The following is an 18,488-nucleotide window of genomic DNA, read 5'->3' as shown; positions in this document are numbered from 1 at the left end:
GATAGGTCCCTCGACAAGACCCATCCTTGCTGGTCAGGAGCACTTTTCAGTTGATCAACACCCGGTCACGCCGCTCTCCCGTGAAAGCCCCGGGCTAAGCATGGCGACGTAGGCGGTCACGCTCGCGCCGAATGCCTCGGCGATCAGCGGTGGCTGCTCCAGCTGTGGTGCGCGGAGGGAGTCCTGGATCTGCTCGGCGCGGACTTGGACGTTGCGTCGCCGCCCGGACCCGCGCAACGCCGAAGCGATCTGCGTCCGGGTCAGCCGGCGGCCCGTCGCCGGAGTCGGCGCCATCTGGAGGACCGCCAGCGCGTCGGGATGGGCCAGCTCGTCGAAGGCGGCCAGCGCGCCGGGGTAGAACTCCCGCAGCGTCGAGCGCAGCGCGCTGGCCTGACGACCGCGCATCCAGCACACGTTCTGATGCGCTCGGGCGAGCACCTTGACCGCCTCGGCCAGCTCGCTGTCTCCGGCGATCGGCCGGTGATGCTGCCGGTCGGTGCGGACCAGGTCAGCCAGCACCTTGGCGTCACCGGGGTCGCTCTTGGCCCCGGAGGTGACATGCCGTTCCCGATACCGGGCGACCGACAGCGGGTTGATCGCGAACACCTGATAGCCGGCGGCCAGCAACGCCTGAACCCACGGTCCGCGGTCGGTCTCGATCCCGATCACCACCTGAGCGGGGTCATCGGCGTCGACGCTGTCGGGGGCGTGCTGCCCGATCAGCTCGTGCAGTTGGGCGATTCCGGCGATACCTTCGGGCAACCGGCGGTGCACCAGCCGCCGCCCGGTCTCGTCCTGAATCTCGATGTCGTGATGGGCCTCGGCCCAGTCGTCACCCACGAACAGCACCAGCGGCTCCTCCCACTCGACCTGCATCGTCGAGCCTGCGGGAAGGACCGCGTCGCGCTAATGGATCAGTGCTCACCGAACTTGTCGAGGCACGCCATCCCACCAGTCGTCCTGCCTTCCCGGCAGCCGACGGGCGGCACGCTCTAACGCTAGATCTCGGCCCTCGGATCTGCGTGTGACAGTGCTCGACCCGCCGACGGCTCGGACACCGACCTCAGCACGTGGTTCCGACCGGTGCGAGACCCATTAGCGTGGAGCACGAGGACCTCCGGTGCTTCATGGAATGAGGGCCTTAAGCAGCTCCACTCCGCGCCCGGAGGTCCTCCCTCGCAAGATCCTTCAGTCAGATCCCAGAGTCGCAGCTCCTCGCCCAACGCCTCCGGTCACTACACCTAGCCCACGGCGAGGCAGCAGCAGCCCTTCATGCGTCGGCGAAACCGGCAGCGAGGGAGGACCCAGCTCCTGCCCGCTCCCTACCGCCGGCGATGCCGCCGCAGGGGCCACGCGGCGTCGTGAGCCTTCAGTTAATAAGGCGCCTCATCCCAGATCCTGACTCGAACACAGGTCGCAGGCGCATCCCTTCGACTGCCGGACTCCCTCACAGGGCGCGCGCCCGAAGGCCACTGCGGCCAGGGATTGCCAAGAAGTAGCTCAGGGTTCCCGTGCCCCTTGGCCTATCGGGCCGGGCCCGCTTCGGGCGTTGCCGCGGCTGCCTGCGCGCGTGCAACCAGCACCGACCTCACACCGCTATCGGACGCGAACCCGGGTGGGCGCTCACACACCTGCTGGGCGACACGATCAGCTGGCCAGCACCCGATCCAGCTCGGCCACCAGCCTTGGCGCGAGCGATCGCGCATAGGTATCGGTCAGGTGGTTCGTGTCCCGGTAGACCAAGGCGCCACCGATCACGGGTGCGCAGAGTTCGGTCGGGCAGATCGCGTCGTTCAGGTCGACAGAGGCGACTCCGGGAAGGCTCAGGGCGACCTCGCGATGTATACCCGCTTGAGGGCCGACCGCCTGCTGACGGGGAACGGCGCACGCCGTCAGCTGGTCGCCATTAGCTGACACGCATTCGGCGATGTCTATGTCTGGTCGGGGCGTATCGGCGAGTGCAACGATCCGAACGCCCGCCTCAGTCAACGTTGACCAAGTACTGCGAAGACCGACTCGGATCGCCTGCGCACTCGCGGTGGCGCTCAGCGCTTCGCCACCTTCACTGACGAGATACTCGCTGTTCGTCGTTATTACCAGATCTGGCCGATCCACACCAGTCAATTTCGCCATCACGTTATCGTTCCACGCTGCACACTCTCGGTATGGCTGTGAGCCAGACATGACCATGACGTCGACGAACGGGCAGGCCGACTTGGTATAGCTATCTAGGGCCCACCCTCGCTCCTCGGCGATCTGAGCTAAAGGCGAAACCCACTGTGCAGCGTGGGAGTCCCCAACCAGCGCGACCCTAAGGTCGCCTTCCCGATCGCCGAAGGTGCAGGCAGTCGCAACCGTCTCCTGTGTATCAGCGTGGCAACCTCGGTCGTAAACAACGGGCACATCCTGCCGTGCAGCCACTGCCGAAGGAGTGAAGCTGTCAACCTGGTCCACAGGAGCCCCGTCCGCGTCATTGCGGGGATTCTCCGCCAGCGTCGCCGCTCCAATCCCTGCTACGACTCCACCTTCGGCGGCGTTGGCAAGGGCCGTCGGCGAGGGCGTATATCCGGACGGGACTGCGGGTGCCGCTAGCGCCACGAGGATCCCCACGTTGAGAAGCGCCAGAGTGGCCAAGGCTCCAATCCCCACGGCCCGCTTGGGGTTGACCGCGAGTCTTCGCGATCGCCTGATTGGGTTTTCCACCCACCGGTAGGTCAGATAGGCGGGCACTGCCGAGAAGGCGACGACGCCAACGCTGGCGGATAACGAAAGCTCACCCCAGGCTCCCTCGGCGATTACCAGCAACGGCCAGTGCCACAAGTACAGGGAGTACGACAATGCACCTACGGCGCGCAGGGGTGCAGCGCCGAGGACCCGGGCCGGGCCCAACCGGCCAGCGTTCGCGCCGCCCGCAATCACGGCCGCCACTCCGAGGGTGGGCACCAAAGCGATCCAGCCCGGGAAGGCAGCGTCCGCGCTTAGAGCAAAGCCGGTAACGATCACCGCGGCTAAGCCAACCCACGCCACCGTCGTCGCGATGGCGCTCGGAATGCGAGCCGTGCGAACCGCCAGAATGGCGACGGCGGCGCCGATTGCCAGCTCCCACATGCGGGTCGTCGTCACGAAGTATGCACGCCCGGGGTCCGCCGAGGTTAAGTGGACCGACCATGCGAACGACGGCAGCGCCACCAGGGCCAGCCCGGCCATCAACCCCTTTGTCGAAGGCCGGCCGCGTCGATGGGATCGGCGACTCAATGCCGCAGCGGCGATGATTAGCAGCGGCCAAAGCAGGTAGAACTGCTCCTCAACCGCAAGAGACCAAAAGTGCTGGACAGGGCTTTCAGCGCTGTCCTGGGCGAGATAGTCAACCGCGCTTTCAGCAAATCGCCAGTTGGCGACATAGAATGCGCTCGCGACGATGTCGCCACCGATGTCGGCCCAGCGAATGTTCGGCAGGAATGCGACGGAGAGCGTAGCGACGGTCGTAAGCACGACAGCCGCGGCCGGCAGAAGTCGCTTGGCGCGCCTTCCATAGAAGCCGACAAGCGATATTCTGCCCTGCTTCTCAAGCTTGACGGCGCTCAACTGAACTTCCCCAGACCTGCTCACTGAACTTCTCCACCCGTGGAGCTCCGCCAGAGACGGCGGGGGCTCCTCCGAGGATGGCGGTCTCTGACCACCGCACCACCTCGAAGGAGCCCTGCCTCTCATGCTCACACGGGAGGACGACATCGACGTGCACGCGCTACGTCGCCAGGGCTGGACGATCTCGGCGATCGCCCGGCACCTGGGTCATGACCGCAAGACCATCCGCGCCTATCTGAACGGGCGCCAGGCCGGGGTCCGGGCCCCGGCCGGCCCGGACGGGTTCGCGCCGTTCGTCGACTACTGCCGCGCCCGGCTGGCCGAGGACCCGCACCTGTGGGCGATGACTCTGTTCGACGAGGTCACCGGTCTGGGATACGGCCGGGCGTACTCCACGTTCACCCGGCAGCTGCGCACCCGGGCCCTGCGGCCGGCGTGCGAGCCGTGCGCCCCGACCCGGGGCCGCCCTGTCGCGGTGATCGAGCACCCGGGCGGGGAGGAGACCCAGTTCGACTGGGTCGAGCTGCCCGACCCGCCCGCCGGCTGGGCCGCGGCCGGCTACACGGGCAAGGCGTTCCTGCTGGTCGGGGCGCTGGCGCACTCCGGCCGCTGGCGCGGCGTGCTGTGCTCCTCGATGGAGCAGCCGGTCCTGATCGACGCCATCCACCGGGTCTGCGCCGCCCTCGGCGGGCTGACCCGCAGCTGGCGGTTCGACCGCATGGCGACGGTCTGCCACCCCGCCTCGGGTCGGGTGAGCGCGTCGTTCACCGCGGTCGCCAAGCACTACGGCGTGCAGGTCGCGATCTGCCCGCCGCGGCGCGGCAACCGCAAGGGCGTGGTGGAGAAGGCCAACCACACCGCCGCCCAGCGCTGGTGGCGCACCCTGCCCGACGAGTTCACGCCCGAGGCCGCGCAGGCGTCGTTGGACGACTTCTGCGCCACCCGCGGCGACGCCCGGCTGCGCACCCTCGGCGGGCGGCGCGGCACCGTCTCCAGCTTCCTGGCCGACGAGCGGCTCGCGCCGGTGCCGGCACCGTTCCCGGCGGTGCTTACCGCCGAACGCAGGGTCTCCGCGCAGGCCCTGGTGGCCTACCGCGGCAACTTCTACTCGGTGCCACCGGAGCTGGCCGGCACGACGGTGACCGTGGCGCACCGCCTGGGCGCCGCCAGCATCGACATCGCCACCGGCTCGGGCGTCGGCCGGCCGCCGACCGTGGTCGCCCGGCACCGGCTGGCCACCGACGGGGCCGGAGCGATGATGCGCGACTCCGGTCATGTCATCGCACTCGAGAGCGCCGTGCTGGCCGCGTTCTCCACGGCCGTGCCGCACCGGCGCAAGCAGCGCATCCCACCCGGCCCCGCCGCCCGAGCGGCCGCCGACGCCCTCCGCCAGCCCGCTGACAGCAGCGCCACGACCGCGGACGTGGTGGTCGATCTGGCCGCCTACGACCGGGCCGCCCGAGGAAGGAACACCCTCCGATGAGCACCACCGAACCGAGCACCACCGAACCGTGCACCACCGCCCCGAGCACGAGCGCGCAGGCCAGCCTCTACCAGCAGCTGCGCGGGCACCTGGCCACCCTCAAGCTGCACACCGCCGCCGAGCACCTGCCCGCCGTGCTCGACGCCGCCCGCACCGAGGGCCTGGGCCTGACCGCGGCGCTGGAGCGGCTGCTGGCCCTCGAGGTCGACGCGACCGAGGCCCGCCGGCTGGCCGGCCGACTGCGGTTCGCCTCGCTGCCCTCCCCGGCCAGCCTGGACGACTTCGACTACGACGCCGCCCCCGGCATCGACCGGGCGCTCATCGCCGAGCTGGCGACCTGCCGCTACCTGGAAACCGCCACCAATGTGCTGCTCATCGGCCCGCCCGGAGTCGGCAAGACCCACCTCGCCGTCGGCCTCGCGCGGGCCTCGGCGCAGGCTGGCTACCGCACCTACTTCACCACCGCCGCCGACCTAGCCGCCCGCTGCCACCGCGCCGCGATCGAGGGCCGCTGGGCCACCACCATGCGCTTCTACGCCGGCCCCACCCTGCTCGTCATCGACGAGCTCGGCTACCTGCCGCTCCCCGGCGAGGCCGCCAGCGCGCTGTTCCAGGTCGTCTCCCAGCGCTACGGCAAGACCTCCATCGTGCTCACCACCAACCGCGGAGTCGCCTCCTGGGGCGAGGTCCTCGGCGACACCACCGTCGCCGCCGCCATGCTCGACCGGCTCCTGCACCGCTCGGTCGTGCTCAACCTCGACGGCGACAGCTACCGCCTCCGCGACCACCACGCCCGCACCGACACCCTCCGCCGCGCCGCCACCGGCACCCGCCGACCGCTAACCTGACCCCGCTCCCGGGTGGGGACTTTCGATGAGCACACCTGGGGAGATTCGGCGAGCGCCATCAAGCTCGGCCAGGAGTAGTCCGGTGATTAGAAAGCCTGAGATGACAAAGAAGACATCCACGCCAACGAAGCCGCCGGGCATGAGCGAACTGTCGGCGTGGTAGAGGAGGACCAAGCCGACGGCGATGGCGCGCAGTCCTTCAACGTCACCCCGGAACTTCGACCTCGGCGCCCCCTCCGGACTGATGCCTGCTGCGCCGCTGATCACAGCTGCAGGCGTCCCAGTAGTCGTCATGTACCCGTGCCCCCGTTCACGGAGGCACATCATGCCCGAACTGGACGGCTCCGTCGTCCCCCGATCTGGTTCGCAACAGGAGCGACCATGGTTCGGACAACCAAACCCAGGGACGAGACCGTGCGAGCCATGACCGCAGACCGGCTTAAGACCGCCTGGTTGGTCACCCGTCCCTGTCGGCCTACCGCGACTTAGGTCTCCGCCAGCGTGGGCCTGAGGTCGCTACGGTCGCCTACACCGGCGCTGGCACCCGAAGGGGAGCCTCCCGCGAACTGGTGACGTCGGCCGCCAAGGGGTGCAAGGTGCCGTACTCTCGGAAACCGTGCCTAGACCCACCGCGCCGCGCGTGGGCATCTCCATTGTGACGCTAGGCGCCGTAGTCGGAGTCTGGTTGGTGGCCGGCTTCCACCCCGACGCCGATGACGAGCTTAACGTCGCGCTGGGATCAGTGGCCCTTGGCTACGGAACGTGGGCGTTTCTTGCTCACGGCGCCAGTCAGATCACCGCGCTTGGCCTGTTCAACTACGCCTTCGCCATCTTCATCGGTGTGGGAGGCCTGAGCGAGGGAGTCAATCCTGGACGGGTCACGGCCCCTGGCTACGTGAGTGCCGCAATCACCCTAGCCATCACCGTTCAGCTACTGGTCAATCTGGCAGCCTGGCGGCGAGCATCCCCCGCCACAGGAAACGACGTAACGATGCCGTCGCTCCGCGACGCCCGGATTGTCACCTGGGTCGGAGCGATCGCAATCGCCGGCATGTTCGCCGCCCAGCGAACGGGCATACCCTACGCAGACTCGCCCGTGGGCGACGGCTCTGTGTTCACAGCCGTAACCCTATTCGCCGCCGGCCTGCTGTTCCGGGTTGATACCCGACCAGTCTCACCTCGCCTGGTCTACATTCTCGGTGCGTTCGGGCTCTACGTCACCGTCTTTCACCAAGGTACCGGACGGCTCCGATTGGTCGCCCTGGCCTGCGTCATCGGCCTGCTTCTCACGGCACGCTTCCCGCACCGGGCCGTCAAATGGGCCACGGTAGCGGCCACGCCGCTGGCCATCTGGTGGCTGGCTCAAGACCGACTGGAACTACAGGAGTCGCTACAGCCGGGAGCCAGCGAAGGGCGCACAGGCCTGGAATCCATGCTCTCGCCCATCCGCGTCTTCGCGCAGATTGTGGAGGCCATCGATCTCCGCGAGGTCACGCCCGCCTGGGGCAGCACATTTCTGAGCGTACCCTTCACCGTCCTGCCGCAGAATCTGCAACCGGAATGGGTGCCGCAGGCTCTCGGGTACGAATTGGTCGGCTTGGTAGCGCCGGAGCGCGAGGGCAGTGGCTACTCGGTAGTTGCCACCGTCTACGGAGAGTGGTATTGGAACTTTGGTTGGATTGGTTTAATGCTGGCGGTGCCCGTCCTGGCATGGCTTTTTGGAACACTCGACGGATATTTTCGCCGGGCCATGGTCGCCCTGGCCACCGGCCCGCAAGCTCTGCTCATGACGGCGTTCTGGGCCATGCTCGCCGGCGGGATCGCAGACCTTGCCTGGTCGGGTACTCACACATGGGTCGTTCGCCAACTTACGCGACTAGGCTTGCTCGCCATAGCGGCTACAATTATGTGGCTTGCTTCGAGGCCAAGGCGGCATGCCTGGTCACCCCGAGGCGTCAATGCGGGGCCAACATGGGTTGGTTCGCAGAACGCCTGAGATGATTGGCTGACATCCCGGCTCGATTCGTTGCCCCTTTACCGCACGAAAAGGTCGAGACCGCAATGTGCAGCTTAGTTCCGGCGCGGAGAACTCGAGACGCGGGCGTCCGCTGCGCCGAAGGGCTCCCCTTTGACGCAGAACCGGTGTGGGCGCCTTGCCGGGACGTTAGGTCCGTGACCGACTACCGTCCGCACGAGGGACGGTGAGAGCGGTACGGTCAGCGCCGCTCCGCTGCGGTCGCGGGCCAGGTGACGGGGTCGGAGCGAAGCGGGCCGCGAACAATCGCCTTACCTTGCGCAGTCGGCCCGGGCAGCGACCTACCCATCCCGACGTTCCGGTCGCTGGGCGCGATGGCATGCCGAGTCTCCACCCATTTTGGGGACCGAGGAGGTACTGGTATCGCAAACGCTGTCTGGCATGCGCGCGTATCGTCGGACGCAGTAGATAGACCAGGGGAAACGCCACATACCTGTCGGACCCGGCGTCAGCCGGCGACACCTAGGAAGAGCCCATGAGCTGGGTGCTGGTCCTCATCGTGGTGTGGGTGGTCGTCGCCCTGGCTGTCGCCCTCGTGATCGGGCGCAGCATCCACCTGGCCGATCTCAAGCGGCAGGCGGCCCTGGATCGGCACTTGACCTGGGGGGGACCGGGCCTCGACCGTGAGCGAGCCGACCCTCCCAGCCCCACCCGCACTGCGGACGACGAGCGGGATCTGGTCTGGCGGGACTTCGTGGCCGGGGAGCCACGCGCAACCCGACCGCACGGCCGCTGGGCCGTCGGGGGCCATGCGCCCGCCGCGAAGCGGAACCCGCCGCTGGACGGCGAACGCCGCCGGGCCTGACCTCACCCAGGTGGGGCAGGGCCGCACCGCGCCCTACCTGCGTCGCCGTACCCTCGTCCGGGTTCGACGACGACGGGGGTCCGAGGAATGCGCAGCGACGCGAACGGCGCGCCGGAGCACGGCACACGCGACACGTCACCCCTCCCCCTGGTGTCAGACGACGACCGCGACGAGGAGACGGACACCGGCCGGCCCCGCCGCCGCGGCCTGCGGCGGGTGCTCATCGGCCTGGGCGTCCTGGCGCTCGTGCTCGGCCTGGTGGTGGGCGGCGGCTTCTGGTTCCTCGCCGACCGGTGGGCCGGCAACATCGACCGCGTCTCCGACGTCTTCGCCGAACTCCCGGAGGGCTCGCGCCCCGCGCCCGCCACCCCACAGCAGGACGCCGGCGAGGAGCCGGTGACCTTCCTGCTCGTCGGTTCGGACACCCGGACAGAGAGCGCGGAGGGCGTCGCCCCCGGAGGCCGCTCCGACGCGATCATGCTCGCCCGGCTCTCGGCCGACCGGCAGCACGCCCAGCTGATCTCCATCCCCCGCGACTCGTGGGTGAACATCCCCGGCCACGGGATGAACAAGATCAACGCCAGCTACGCCTTCGGGGGGCCGTCGCTGCTGGTGCAGACCGTCGAGCAGCTCACCCAGGTGCGCATCGACCACTACGTCGCGATCGACTTCGACGGCCTGGTCCAGGTGACCGACGACCTCGGTGGCGTCGACGTGGTCGTGGCGGAGACGACGCAGAACGGCCCGTACACCTTCGAGGCAGGCATGAACCACCTCAACGGGGACGAGGCCCGCTGGTACCTCGGGCAGCGCTACGGCCTGCCCGGTGGGGACTTCGACCGGGTGAAGCGGCAGCAGCAGTACCTGCGGGCTATGTTCGACAAGCTGTTCAGCTCCGAGACCTTCACCAGCCCGCCGAAGCTCGACGCGGCCATGCTCGCGATCACCAGCGCCGTCAGCGTCGACGACACCCTCAGCAACGGCGACCTGGTGGGCCTGGCCTACTCGATGCGCGGTGTGACGCCCAGCCACATCGAGTTCTTCACCGCCCCGGTGCTCGGCACCGGGATGGAGGGGCCGGCCAGCGTCGTCTACCTCGACGGCAACGCCGCCGAGCGGATGTGGGAGTACCTGCGCAGCGACTCCCTCGCCCAGAACGCCGCCGAGTTCGCCGACGAGGCGCTCCCGGACGTACCCCGCTGAGCGCGCCCCCCGGATCAGGGCCGCGGCGGACGCGACGTCCCTGAGGGACTGGACGTCTGCAGCCCGACACAACGCTCTGCTACGTCGGCTCGACAGCGGATCGGAGCTCCTTACCACCGGGCACGGAGAGAGGCCCGCGGCGGTGGCTCGAGTCCGCCGACGTCACCCCCGTACAGGTGTTCCACACGGATCCTCCGGCCCTCAAAGCCGACGGCTGCGAGGCAGCTGCGGCGCTGGGACACCCACCCTTACTGACAAGGCAGGGCCTGCCGGAAGCAACCTTCAGGCAGGCCCCGCCCTCGACATCACTACGCGTTAGAGGCGTACGACTTCAGAGCCAGCCAGCACGCCGCGGGTGTCAAATACCCCCACGCCATCCAACGCCCCGTCCAGGTATTCGCGGTGCGCCTGGAGCAGGACAACGATGTCCGCTTCACGGAGAGCACTGCTCAAGTTCTGTTCGCCCTTGAGCAAGCGCTGCGGATCACCGTGCTCGGCGGCGTTCCAGACGTCCACGTACGGGTCGTGGAAGCGGACGTCGGCGCCCATTGCCTCGAGCTTCAAAGCCAGGGGGACCGCCGGCGACTCGCGCTCGTCGGCGATGTTGGCCTTGTACGTGACGCCGAGGAGCAGCACCGTCGAGCCGCGCACTGCCTTGCCGTCGTCGTTGAGCCGGTCCTGGATGCGCCGCGCGACGTAGTTCGGCATGCCGGCGTTGACCTCCTGCGCCAGCTCGACGAACCGGAACGGGTAGTGGAGGCGCGCTTGCACCGTGTGCGACAGGTAGTTCGGGTCGATCGGGATGCAGTGCCCGCCGACTCCCGGACCCGGATAGAAGGCCTGGAAGCCGAAGGGCTTGGTCTTCGCGCAGTCGATGACGTTCCAGAGGTCGATGCCAAGCTCGTGGGAGAACCGGGCCATCTCATTGACCAGGGCAATGTTGATGTGCCGGTAGGTGTTCTCCAGAAGCTTGGCCATCTCGGCCTCGCGAGTGCCCTTCGCCGACACCACCGTGTCGATGAAGCTGGCGTAGAAGTCGACCGCCCGCTGGGTGCAAGTCGTGGTCACCCCGCCGACGACCTTCGGGGTGTTCCTGATGCCGTAAACCCTATTCCCCGGGTCCACACGCTCCGGGGAGAACGCCAGGCAGAGGTTCTCGCCCACCCGCAGCCCCCCGGCCTCGACCAAGGGCTGGAAGAACTCCTCGGTCGTCCCGGGATATGTGGTGGACTCCAGGACGACGAGAGTGTCGCTTGTCAGCCTCTCCCCCAGCATCCGGCCCACCCCCTCAACCGCACCCAGATCTGGCGCGCCGTCCCTTGACAGCGGGGTGGGTACGCATACGACGACCGTGTCGGCCTCGGCGATGCAAGCTGCGTCCACGGTGGAACGAAAGCCCGCAGCGAGGATCTCTGCGATCGTCGCGTCGCCAACGTCGTCGATGTGCGACCGTCCCGCATTGAGCGAATCAACTACCGCCGCGCTGCGGTCTAGCCCGATGACGCGGTGACCTGCTCGAACCATCTCTACAAGCAGCGGCAGGCCGACATACCCCAGTCCGACTACGACCACGCTCTCGCCTGACGTCTTCGACGCATTCACTTGACCGTCTCGCTCCTCAGTCACACTGACACTCTCCCCGATTTAGCTTGCATCGCTCGACGATCCTTCCACGACCGCCTGACTCCAGGCCATTCGCCATACAACTGCAGCAGAGGCCAGCGCTGCGATGCCGTAGCCCAATAGCGAACCAAGGGCAGCCCCAGTGGCACCATGTTCGGGAATGAGAACGATATAGGCAGCAGCCGCGACCATCATCCCCGAGATGTCAATAGAGGCTGCTAGCCGCGATCGGTTGCCAGCGACAGCCATTGCGAGGCCGACCCGGCTGAATGCATACAAGCCGCCCGCGGCCGCCAGCGGCCACACAAGTTGCCGCGCCGGGGAATACTCTTCACCGAAGACCGGAATCAGGAGGGCCGCTAAGGACAGCGCGACGACTGCAGACCCAAGTCCGGTGAACGCGGCTGCAAACCCGAGGATCTTGCCAACGGAGAGTGTTCCCATGTCGATGCTCACCCGCCACAGGGGCACCCGGCCGTCAACGAAGGCCTGCACCGGCCAAGCGATCAATTCCGTAACTGCAGCCACGACGACGTAAAGCCCCAGCTGCTCGGGAGAGCTAAGTACAGGCAACAACAGTCGGTCCGCGCGGAGCATCACCATGTTCGCGACCATCGTCGGCGCCAAGCGTAGCCCTAGTTTCCGAGTAGCGGTGCGCCCTTCAGCATCCGCCGCGACCTTTGGCGGCGACCAGATAACCGCTAACAGCGTCGGGATCAATAACGACGAGCCGTACAGGCAAAGCCAAACAGGTGGGGACTCGACGGACAGCGCCAGTAGCACGCCCGCCCCCGTCACTAGGATTACCTGCGCCGCCAACATCGTCCGAAGGAACCGGCTGGTGTCCTGTCCGGCGATTCCCGCAGCCCGCAGTGAAAGAAGCAGGGCGTTTCCCCACAGTGCCAGCAGGAGTGCAGCCACTATCGCAACCACATAACCGCCTATAACGTCGATAGCAAATAGTGCTAAGACGCCAGTCAGGGCTAGGAGGCTAAATACCATCGGCGGCGCCAGCAGGCGAAGCATCTGGCCCTCTACAGCCCCCAAGGAGGGATCTTTACGCCGCACCGCCGGCAGGGCGCGATCTGTCCCAGCCATGACGAGAGCGCTCCCGATGTACCCAAGTTGAAGATAGAAGGCCAGAGCCCCCCTGCCATCTGGCCCCATCCCCCGAGCTGACAGGACATTCACGATCAAGCCAGCCAGCGCGGCAATGACCTGCGCGGCCAACAGATTTCGGAAACCACCCCGAGAGGACCACGTCACCGCCGCGGCACCAATGCGACGGGCGACTCGCGTCATCGGCGCCGCCACATCATTTGGCCTCCTGGACTGCCTTCGTTAGTACCGCCTCGAAGCTAACGGCCAGCTTGTTGCGGTCAAAGTCTTCGGCAGCCAGCTGACGGGCGGCTGCCGAGGCGGACGCAATTCGCTCTTCACTCGACAAGAACGTCGCCAGTTGATCGGCAGCGACGGCAGGATCCCGCGACAGCTCCAGACCAGCCCCAGCCTCCCGCAGCGCCTCGGCAATCCAACCCCCGTGATTAACGGCGACCGGTCGTCCTGCCGCCAGACCGTCGAAGACTTTGTTGGCGGAGTTTGCAGACAACTCAGGCACATCAATGACGGTTGAGACGACTACGGACGCGCGCCGGAACCACGCAACGATCTGGTGCTTGGGGATGCGGTCGAAGATAAAGCAGTTTCTTCCGAGCACTTGCAGGTCTCGGGCCCGCTGATGCACACGCTCGAATTCTGCCCCGCCGCCTATAAGCACGAAGACTGCTTCCGGACACTTGTCTTTCATCGCACCCGCGACATCGACCAGATAGTTGACGCCGTTCACTCGGCCAAACGTCCCCGCGTACAGGATCAAACGCCGCTCAGCCAACCAGCTATTTTCTAGTGCAAGCTGCTCATCGACGCCCGAGGGGACACCGAACAGGTCTCGATCGGCGGCGTTCGGGATGACGGTGATCGAGGCATTGGGCCGGACTTTTCGAACCCCGTTCGCCATGTCAGGCGATAGGGCAATCACCTCGGCGGCTCTCCCGTAGGCCCACCGCTCCAAAAGGAAAGCCACTTTCCGCGATGGCCAAGAGCGGAGGGCGCCCATCGCGATAGGAACCGTCGGCCACAGGTCTCTCACTTCTAACACGAAGGGCACACTGTTGCGAGTAGCCGACCAGGCGCCGGGGATCGCGACCGTCAAAGGAGTACTCGTTGCAAAGACGACGTCTTGGGGGAGACGAGCAGCCCTGCGGCACGCGGCGAGGAGAAAGGTCGCAAAGGCTAGAATTCGTCGCCAAGGCCGCATGGCATTGTCGTAGGGCACAGGGACCCAGTGAACTTGCACCCCGGCTTCCACAGTCACATACCAATCCCGCGATCCGTCGACGAGTGGCCTAGGATCTGCGGCGATCACTGCGACTTGATGGCCGCTTTGCACTAGCCTGCGAGCGAACTCATAGGACCGGGTACCTCCGGACATCGCCGGGGTCATGAAGTGCTGGTGGATATAGACGATCCTCACAGGTTCCCCCCGGCCTCTTCCCGCCTTCTGGCCCATGCGACCAGCCCTTTAGAGTCGTTTCCACGGCGGCGTAGTGCAACGGCCGGCATGCCTACTGCGGTCACATCCGGCGGCAGATCGCGCGCGACCACCGCACCCGCACCGACAGTGGTGCGCGCAGCCACACGTCGCCCCTGAATAACGCTCGCACATGTCCCCAGATTGACCGACTCCTCCAGCACTGCATTGCCTGAGACGGAAGCATTGGGATTTACAGTCACGTAGTCGCCCAGGACCGAGTCGTGGCCGACCGTCACCCCAAGGTTCAGGTGAACGTGGCGCCCAAGGCGAACGTTGGTCGTCACAATTGTGCCGGCGCACAAGATGGTGCCTGGGCCCATGACGACACGGTGGTTGCCGACCACCGCCGTCGGATGAACCACCACCGGCGACTGACGACCGAGTTCGGACGCCCACATGTCCAGTCGGCGTCGGACCTGCCCATCCCCGATTGCAATGACGAACTGCACGTCGGCCGCCAGATCCGCTAGGTAACTCACCGGGCCGAGCACCGACAGCCCTCGCTCGTGGATGAGTGCGGCATCTGTGTGACCGTCGTCGAGAAATCCCACTACTTCGTAGCTCTGGGATACCGACTGTCCGGCCGCGGCAGCGTTCGTCGCCTCGATTACGTCGTGCACCTCACGACCGAAGCCGCCGGCCCCAATGATTACCACCGGTACCCGGGTCACGTTCGCCTCCCCGGGAGCTCCCGCTCGTCGGGCTGACCGCTGCCCATGAATTCGGGCATTGTCTCGGAATCGCTGGCAGAGATGCCCCGCCTGCTAATGACCGCACTGATCGTCGCCCACAGGATCCACAGGTCCGTCTTGAGGTTCAAGGTGTCCACGTACTGGGTGTCAGCGGCAAACTTGTCTGCCCATGACAACGCGTTACGTCCGCGCACCTGCGCTAGGCCGGTCAAACCGGGGCGCACCTCGTGCCGGCGCGCCTGCTCGGGCGTGTATCGCAGCAAGTACGCGGGGAGGAGCGGTCTCGGGCCCACGAGGCTCATGTCGCCGCGAAGTACATTCCAGAGGCTAGGCAGTTCGTCTAGGCTCGTGCTCCGTAGGCGGTGTCCCAGGGGCGTCATACGCTCGGCGTCCGCGCCAGAACCATTTCGCATAGTGCGGAACTTCACCAGCGTGAAAAGTGCGCCGTCCTTACCGGGGCGCACTTGACGGAAGAGGATGGGCGACCCGAGACGAACGCGGACGAAGATGGCGATGACGGCCATGACTGGAGCAGTGGTTGCTAGACCAGCGCCGGACACCACGACATCGATTGCCCGCTTTACCGGCAGGTACCACTTGGATCGGGCCGTCACACGCGCCCCAAGAACTCGGTCACCGTTCGCATGACCCGCTCCGTCTGCGACGGCTGAAGGGCTGATCCACTGGGCAGAGTCAAACCCGTGTCGAACAGGCGATCAGCGACGCCCGTGAGAAGGGAGCGCGCGGACCGGAAGATGGGTTGAGCGTGCATCGGCTTCCACAGGGGACGCGATTCAATACCCGCGACGTCCAGCGCCTTGCGCAAATCGCCAGCGAGCCAACCGGTGTGCTGGGGATCAACCACAACGGCAGTGAGCCAGCAGTTGTCCCCAGCATCTCCTGGATGTTGAAAGACCCGCACGCCCACCCGATCGGCGAAGAGCTTCACGTAGCGCTGACGCAGCGACCTGCGGCGCTCAATCATCTCGTCCAACCGCTCCAGCTGGGCGATTCCCAGGGCAGCAAGAACGTTGCTGAGCCGGTAGTTGTAGCCAACCTCGGTGTGCTCGTAGTGCACCGAGGGCTGCCGTGCCTGGGTGCTCAGGTAACGCACCCGCTCAGCCGTCGCCGCGTCGTCGGTTAGCAGCATGCCGCCGCCGCTGGTCGTCATGACCTTGTTTCCGTTGAACGACAACGCGGCCGTGCTGCCGAACGACCCGGCCGGACGGCCGGCGTGCGTCGAGCCGAGGGACTCTGCCGCGTCCGACACCACCGTGACACCGAAGCGCTCACAGATGGGAAGCAGCGCTGTGTAGTCGGCGCATCGCCCCAGCAGATCCACGGGGACGACGGCGACGACGACCTCACCGGCTGCCCGTAGGTCACCGAGGGCTCGCTCGAGCAGTTCCGGATCGAGGTTCCCAGTCTCCTCGTCGCAATCCACGAAGAACGGCTCCGCGCCCGTGTACACGACCGCGTTCGCCGTAGCCGCAAACGTCATGGTCGGCACGATGACCACCGTTCCCGCCTTCGCGCCTGCCTCCAGCAACGCCAGGTGGAGCGCAGCCGTGCCGGACGAGAGCGCTACCGCGTGCTGCCGGCCGGTGCGCTCGGCCATTCCCCGCTCGAATGCGTCGACCATCGGCCCGAGCGGGGCGATCCATCCCGATCGCACCGCCTCGACGACGAGCTCCTCCTCCCGCGGCCCGACGTCCGGAGGGGAGAGCAGGACGCGCTGGCGGGTCTGCTGTACCGCACTCACAGCAGTGCTCCCAGCTGGGCCAGCCGCGTCTCCACGGGGTCGACCTGCAGCACGGCCTCGAGCGGGGGAATGGGCCGGGCGAGCCAGCTGTCCAGGTCACCCTCGACAGCCGGCACCGGGACGTGGCTGATCAGCGGGTGAACCGGGCGGCTGTCGTCCTCCTCGGTACCAAAGAGTTCCTCGTGCAGCTTTTCCCCCGGCCGCAGCCCCGTGTACAGAATGTTGATCGGGCGCCCCTCGATGGCGATTAGCTGCTGCGCGACGTCGGCGATGCGCACCGGCTCGCCCATGTCCAGCACGAGCGCTTCACCGCCGCTCCCGATCGCGCCGGCCTGGATCACCAGCTGCACCGCCTCGGGGATGGTCATGAAGTACCGGGTCACGTCCGGGTGCGTCACCGTGATCGGCCCGCCACGGGCGATCTGCGCGGCGAAAGTCTCCAGCACCGAGCCCCGGCTGCCCAGCACGTTGCCGAAGCGGACCGACAGGAAGCGCCCCTCGTTCCTGCGCGCGTAGGTGGCGGTGAGCCGCTCGGCCATCCGCTTGGTCCGGCCCAGCACGTTCACCGGGTCGGCGGCCTTGTCGGTCGAGACGTTGATGAAGTGGCTGACGCCCACTGTCGTGGCCGCCTCGAGCACGTTGCGGGTGCCCAGCACGTTCGTCTTCCAGCCCTCGGCCGGGTACTGCTCCAACATGTTCACGTGCTTCAGTGCCGCGGCGTGGAACACCACGTCGGGCTGCCGCTCGATGAACAGCTCGCGCAGCGCCTCGCCGTCCCGGATATCGGCCAGGATGGCCTGCGGGAGGTCCAGCCGCGCCTCGCCGTGGATGCTCAGCGACACCGCGTGCAGGGCGGATTCGTCCCGGTCGAGCATCATCAGCTCCGCGGGGGCGAAGCCGGCGATCTGCCGGCACAGCTCCGACCCGATCGACCCACCGGCGCCAGTGACGAGCACCTTCCTGCCCCGCAGGTAGTCGGCGATCTCGGTGACGTTCGTGTCGATCTGGTGCCGCCCCAGCAGGTCGGCGATATCGATGTCCCGCACGTCGCGGATGCCCACGCGCCCCTGCAGCAGGTCCGAGAGGCCGGGCAGCACCTTCACCGACAGGCCGGCCGCGATGCAGCGCTGCGAGAGGTCCCGGACGAGAGCCGAGTCAGCCGTCGGCAGTGCGATCACGAGCACCTCGGCGCCGGTGTCCGCTGCCGCCTTCGCGATCTGGTCACGGTTGCCGAGCATCCGCACTCCCCTGATGCGTAGGTGCCGCTTGCCGCGGTCATCGTCGATCAGCCCGACCGGCAGATACGGGCTGTCGGGGGTTGCGAGCATCGAGCGGATCAACTGGTGCGCCGCCTCGCCGGCGCCGAAGACGAGCGTCGGCCGACCCGTGCGCGGCCGCACTGCTCCCTCTCGCTGGCTGCGGATGATCAGCCGGAAGCCGAGCATAAGCAGCGCGGCGATCGCCGCCGCGACCGGAGGCACCGACAGCGGCACCAACCTCGGCGAGCCCGCGAGCACGTCCACGGCCAAGACGGTCAGTGCAGCACCGCCGACAGCGACGAGGATGCCGCGGAGCTCGTCCACACTCCCGAGGGCGTAGCGCCCCTGATGCAGACGCATCGCCACGGACAGGCCCAGGAAGACGGCCACGGCGACCGCGCCGCAGATGACGAGGCCGTGAGCGTTCAGTCGAGTCAAGTCGCCGTCGTAGCGGGCGGCCGTCGCGAAGACGAGTGCAACCTGCAGCGAGATCAGGTCGGTCACCAGGATGGCGAGACGGGCCAAGCGCCAGGGCCAGCCCGAACGCTGCAAAATCACTCGATCCCCCGATCGACGAGCACGCCAGTACGCGTGCATGGC

13 protein-coding genes and 1 pseudogene are annotated in these 18,488 nt (G+C 67.2%); 5 read left to right on the top strand and 9 right to left on the bottom strand.

The window, feature by feature from the left end; translation table 11 throughout:
- Positions 1-93: 93 nt before the first annotated feature.
- A pseudogene (locus tag E9529_RS13245) lies at positions 94-849 on the bottom strand (IS110 family transposase); the annotation flags it as partial.
- A gap of 798 nt (positions 850-1,647) precedes the next feature.
- On the bottom strand, positions 1,648-3,585 hold the full coding sequence (locus tag E9529_RS13240) for an acyltransferase family protein (protein ID WP_236831627.1): 1,938 nt from the start codon (positions 3,583-3,585) through the stop codon (positions 1,648-1,650).
- Positions 3,586-3,709: 124 nt separating this feature from the next.
- Here E9529_RS13240 and E9529_RS13235 point away from each other — a divergent pair, with 124 nt between their 5' ends.
- The 5 genes from E9529_RS13235 to E9529_RS13215 all read left to right on the top strand — a co-directional run bounded on the left by E9529_RS13235 (position 3,710) and on the right by E9529_RS13215 (position 9,959).
- Complete coding sequence (locus E9529_RS13235) at positions 3,710-5,068, top strand: hypothetical protein (protein ID WP_236831626.1); 1,359 nt, start codon at positions 3,710-3,712, stop codon at positions 5,066-5,068.
- Positions 5,065-5,916: an IS21-like element helper ATPase IstB gene (istB, locus tag E9529_RS13230; protein ID WP_236831625.1), complete on the top strand. Its 852-nt coding sequence runs from the start codon at positions 5,065-5,067 to the stop codon at positions 5,914-5,916. Before E9529_RS13235 ends, istB begins: the two co-directional genes overlap by 4 nt.
- A 640-nt stretch (positions 5,917-6,556) precedes the next feature.
- Positions 6,557-7,912: a hypothetical protein gene (locus E9529_RS13225; protein WP_236831624.1), complete on the top strand. Its 1,356-nt coding sequence runs from the start codon at positions 6,557-6,559 to the stop codon at positions 7,910-7,912.
- A 514-nt stretch (positions 7,913-8,426) separates the two neighbouring features.
- Positions 8,427-8,756 (top strand): hypothetical protein, encoded by a 330-nt coding sequence (locus E9529_RS13220; protein ID WP_236831623.1) that lies wholly within the window; start codon positions 8,427-8,429, stop codon positions 8,754-8,756.
- 150 nt (positions 8,757-8,906) lie between these two features.
- On the top strand, positions 8,907-9,959 hold the full coding sequence (locus E9529_RS13215; RefSeq protein WP_236831622.1) for an LCP family protein: 1,053 nt from the start codon (positions 8,907-8,909) through the stop codon (positions 9,957-9,959).
- Between the two features lie 315 nt (positions 9,960-10,274).
- On the opposite strand, the gene E9529_RS13210 is transcribed toward E9529_RS13215, so the two are convergent.
- The 7 genes from E9529_RS13210 to E9529_RS13180 all read right to left on the bottom strand — a co-directional run bounded on the left by E9529_RS13210 (position 10,275) and on the right by E9529_RS13180 (position 18,392).
- Entirely contained in the window at positions 10,275-11,585 is a 1,311-nt protein-coding gene (locus tag E9529_RS13210; RefSeq protein ID WP_236831621.1) for a nucleotide sugar dehydrogenase, read from the bottom strand.
- An 18-nt stretch (positions 11,586-11,603) separates the two neighbouring features.
- A complete protein-coding gene (locus tag E9529_RS13205; RefSeq protein WP_236831620.1) occupies positions 11,604-12,503 on the bottom strand; it encodes a lipopolysaccharide biosynthesis protein in 900 nt (299 codons plus the stop codon).
- Between the two features lie 394 nt (positions 12,504-12,897).
- Positions 12,898-14,073, bottom strand: coding sequence for a glycosyltransferase family 4 protein (locus tag E9529_RS13200; RefSeq protein ID WP_236831628.1), 1,176 nt, complete (start codon positions 14,071-14,073; stop codon positions 12,898-12,900).
- 38 nt (positions 14,074-14,111) lie between these two features.
- Positions 14,112-14,846, bottom strand: a complete 735-nt coding sequence (locus tag E9529_RS13195; RefSeq protein ID WP_236831619.1) for an acetyltransferase — start codon at positions 14,844-14,846, stop codon at positions 14,112-14,114.
- Positions 14,843-15,481 (bottom strand): sugar transferase, encoded by a 639-nt coding sequence (locus E9529_RS13190; RefSeq protein WP_308195284.1) that lies wholly within the window; start codon positions 15,479-15,481, stop codon positions 14,843-14,845. The genes E9529_RS13195 and E9529_RS13190 overlap by 4 nt, the downstream gene beginning before the upstream one ends.
- Positions 15,478-16,629 carry a DegT/DnrJ/EryC1/StrS aminotransferase family protein gene (locus tag E9529_RS13185; protein WP_236831617.1) on the bottom strand — a complete coding sequence of 384 codons (1,152 nt, stop codon included), beginning with the start codon at positions 16,627-16,629 and terminating at the stop codon, positions 15,478-15,480. Before E9529_RS13185 ends, E9529_RS13190 begins: the two co-directional genes overlap by 4 nt.
- The gene (locus E9529_RS13180; protein WP_236831616.1) at positions 16,626-18,392 is read right to left on the bottom strand and encodes a nucleoside-diphosphate sugar epimerase/dehydratase; all 1,767 of its coding nucleotides are present in this window, start codon (positions 18,390-18,392) and stop codon (positions 16,626-16,628) included. The genes E9529_RS13185 and E9529_RS13180 overlap by 4 nt, the downstream gene beginning before the upstream one ends.
- Between the last annotated feature and the right edge of the window lie 96 nt (positions 18,393-18,488).

Source organism: Blastococcus sp. KM273128 (genome assembly GCF_021698975.1).
Classification (GTDB): domain Bacteria; phylum Actinomycetota; class Actinomycetes; order Mycobacteriales; family Geodermatophilaceae; genus Blastococcus.
The sequence above is the reverse complement of the archived record's forward strand: the minus strand, read 5'-3'. Positions and strand labels throughout refer to the sequence as shown.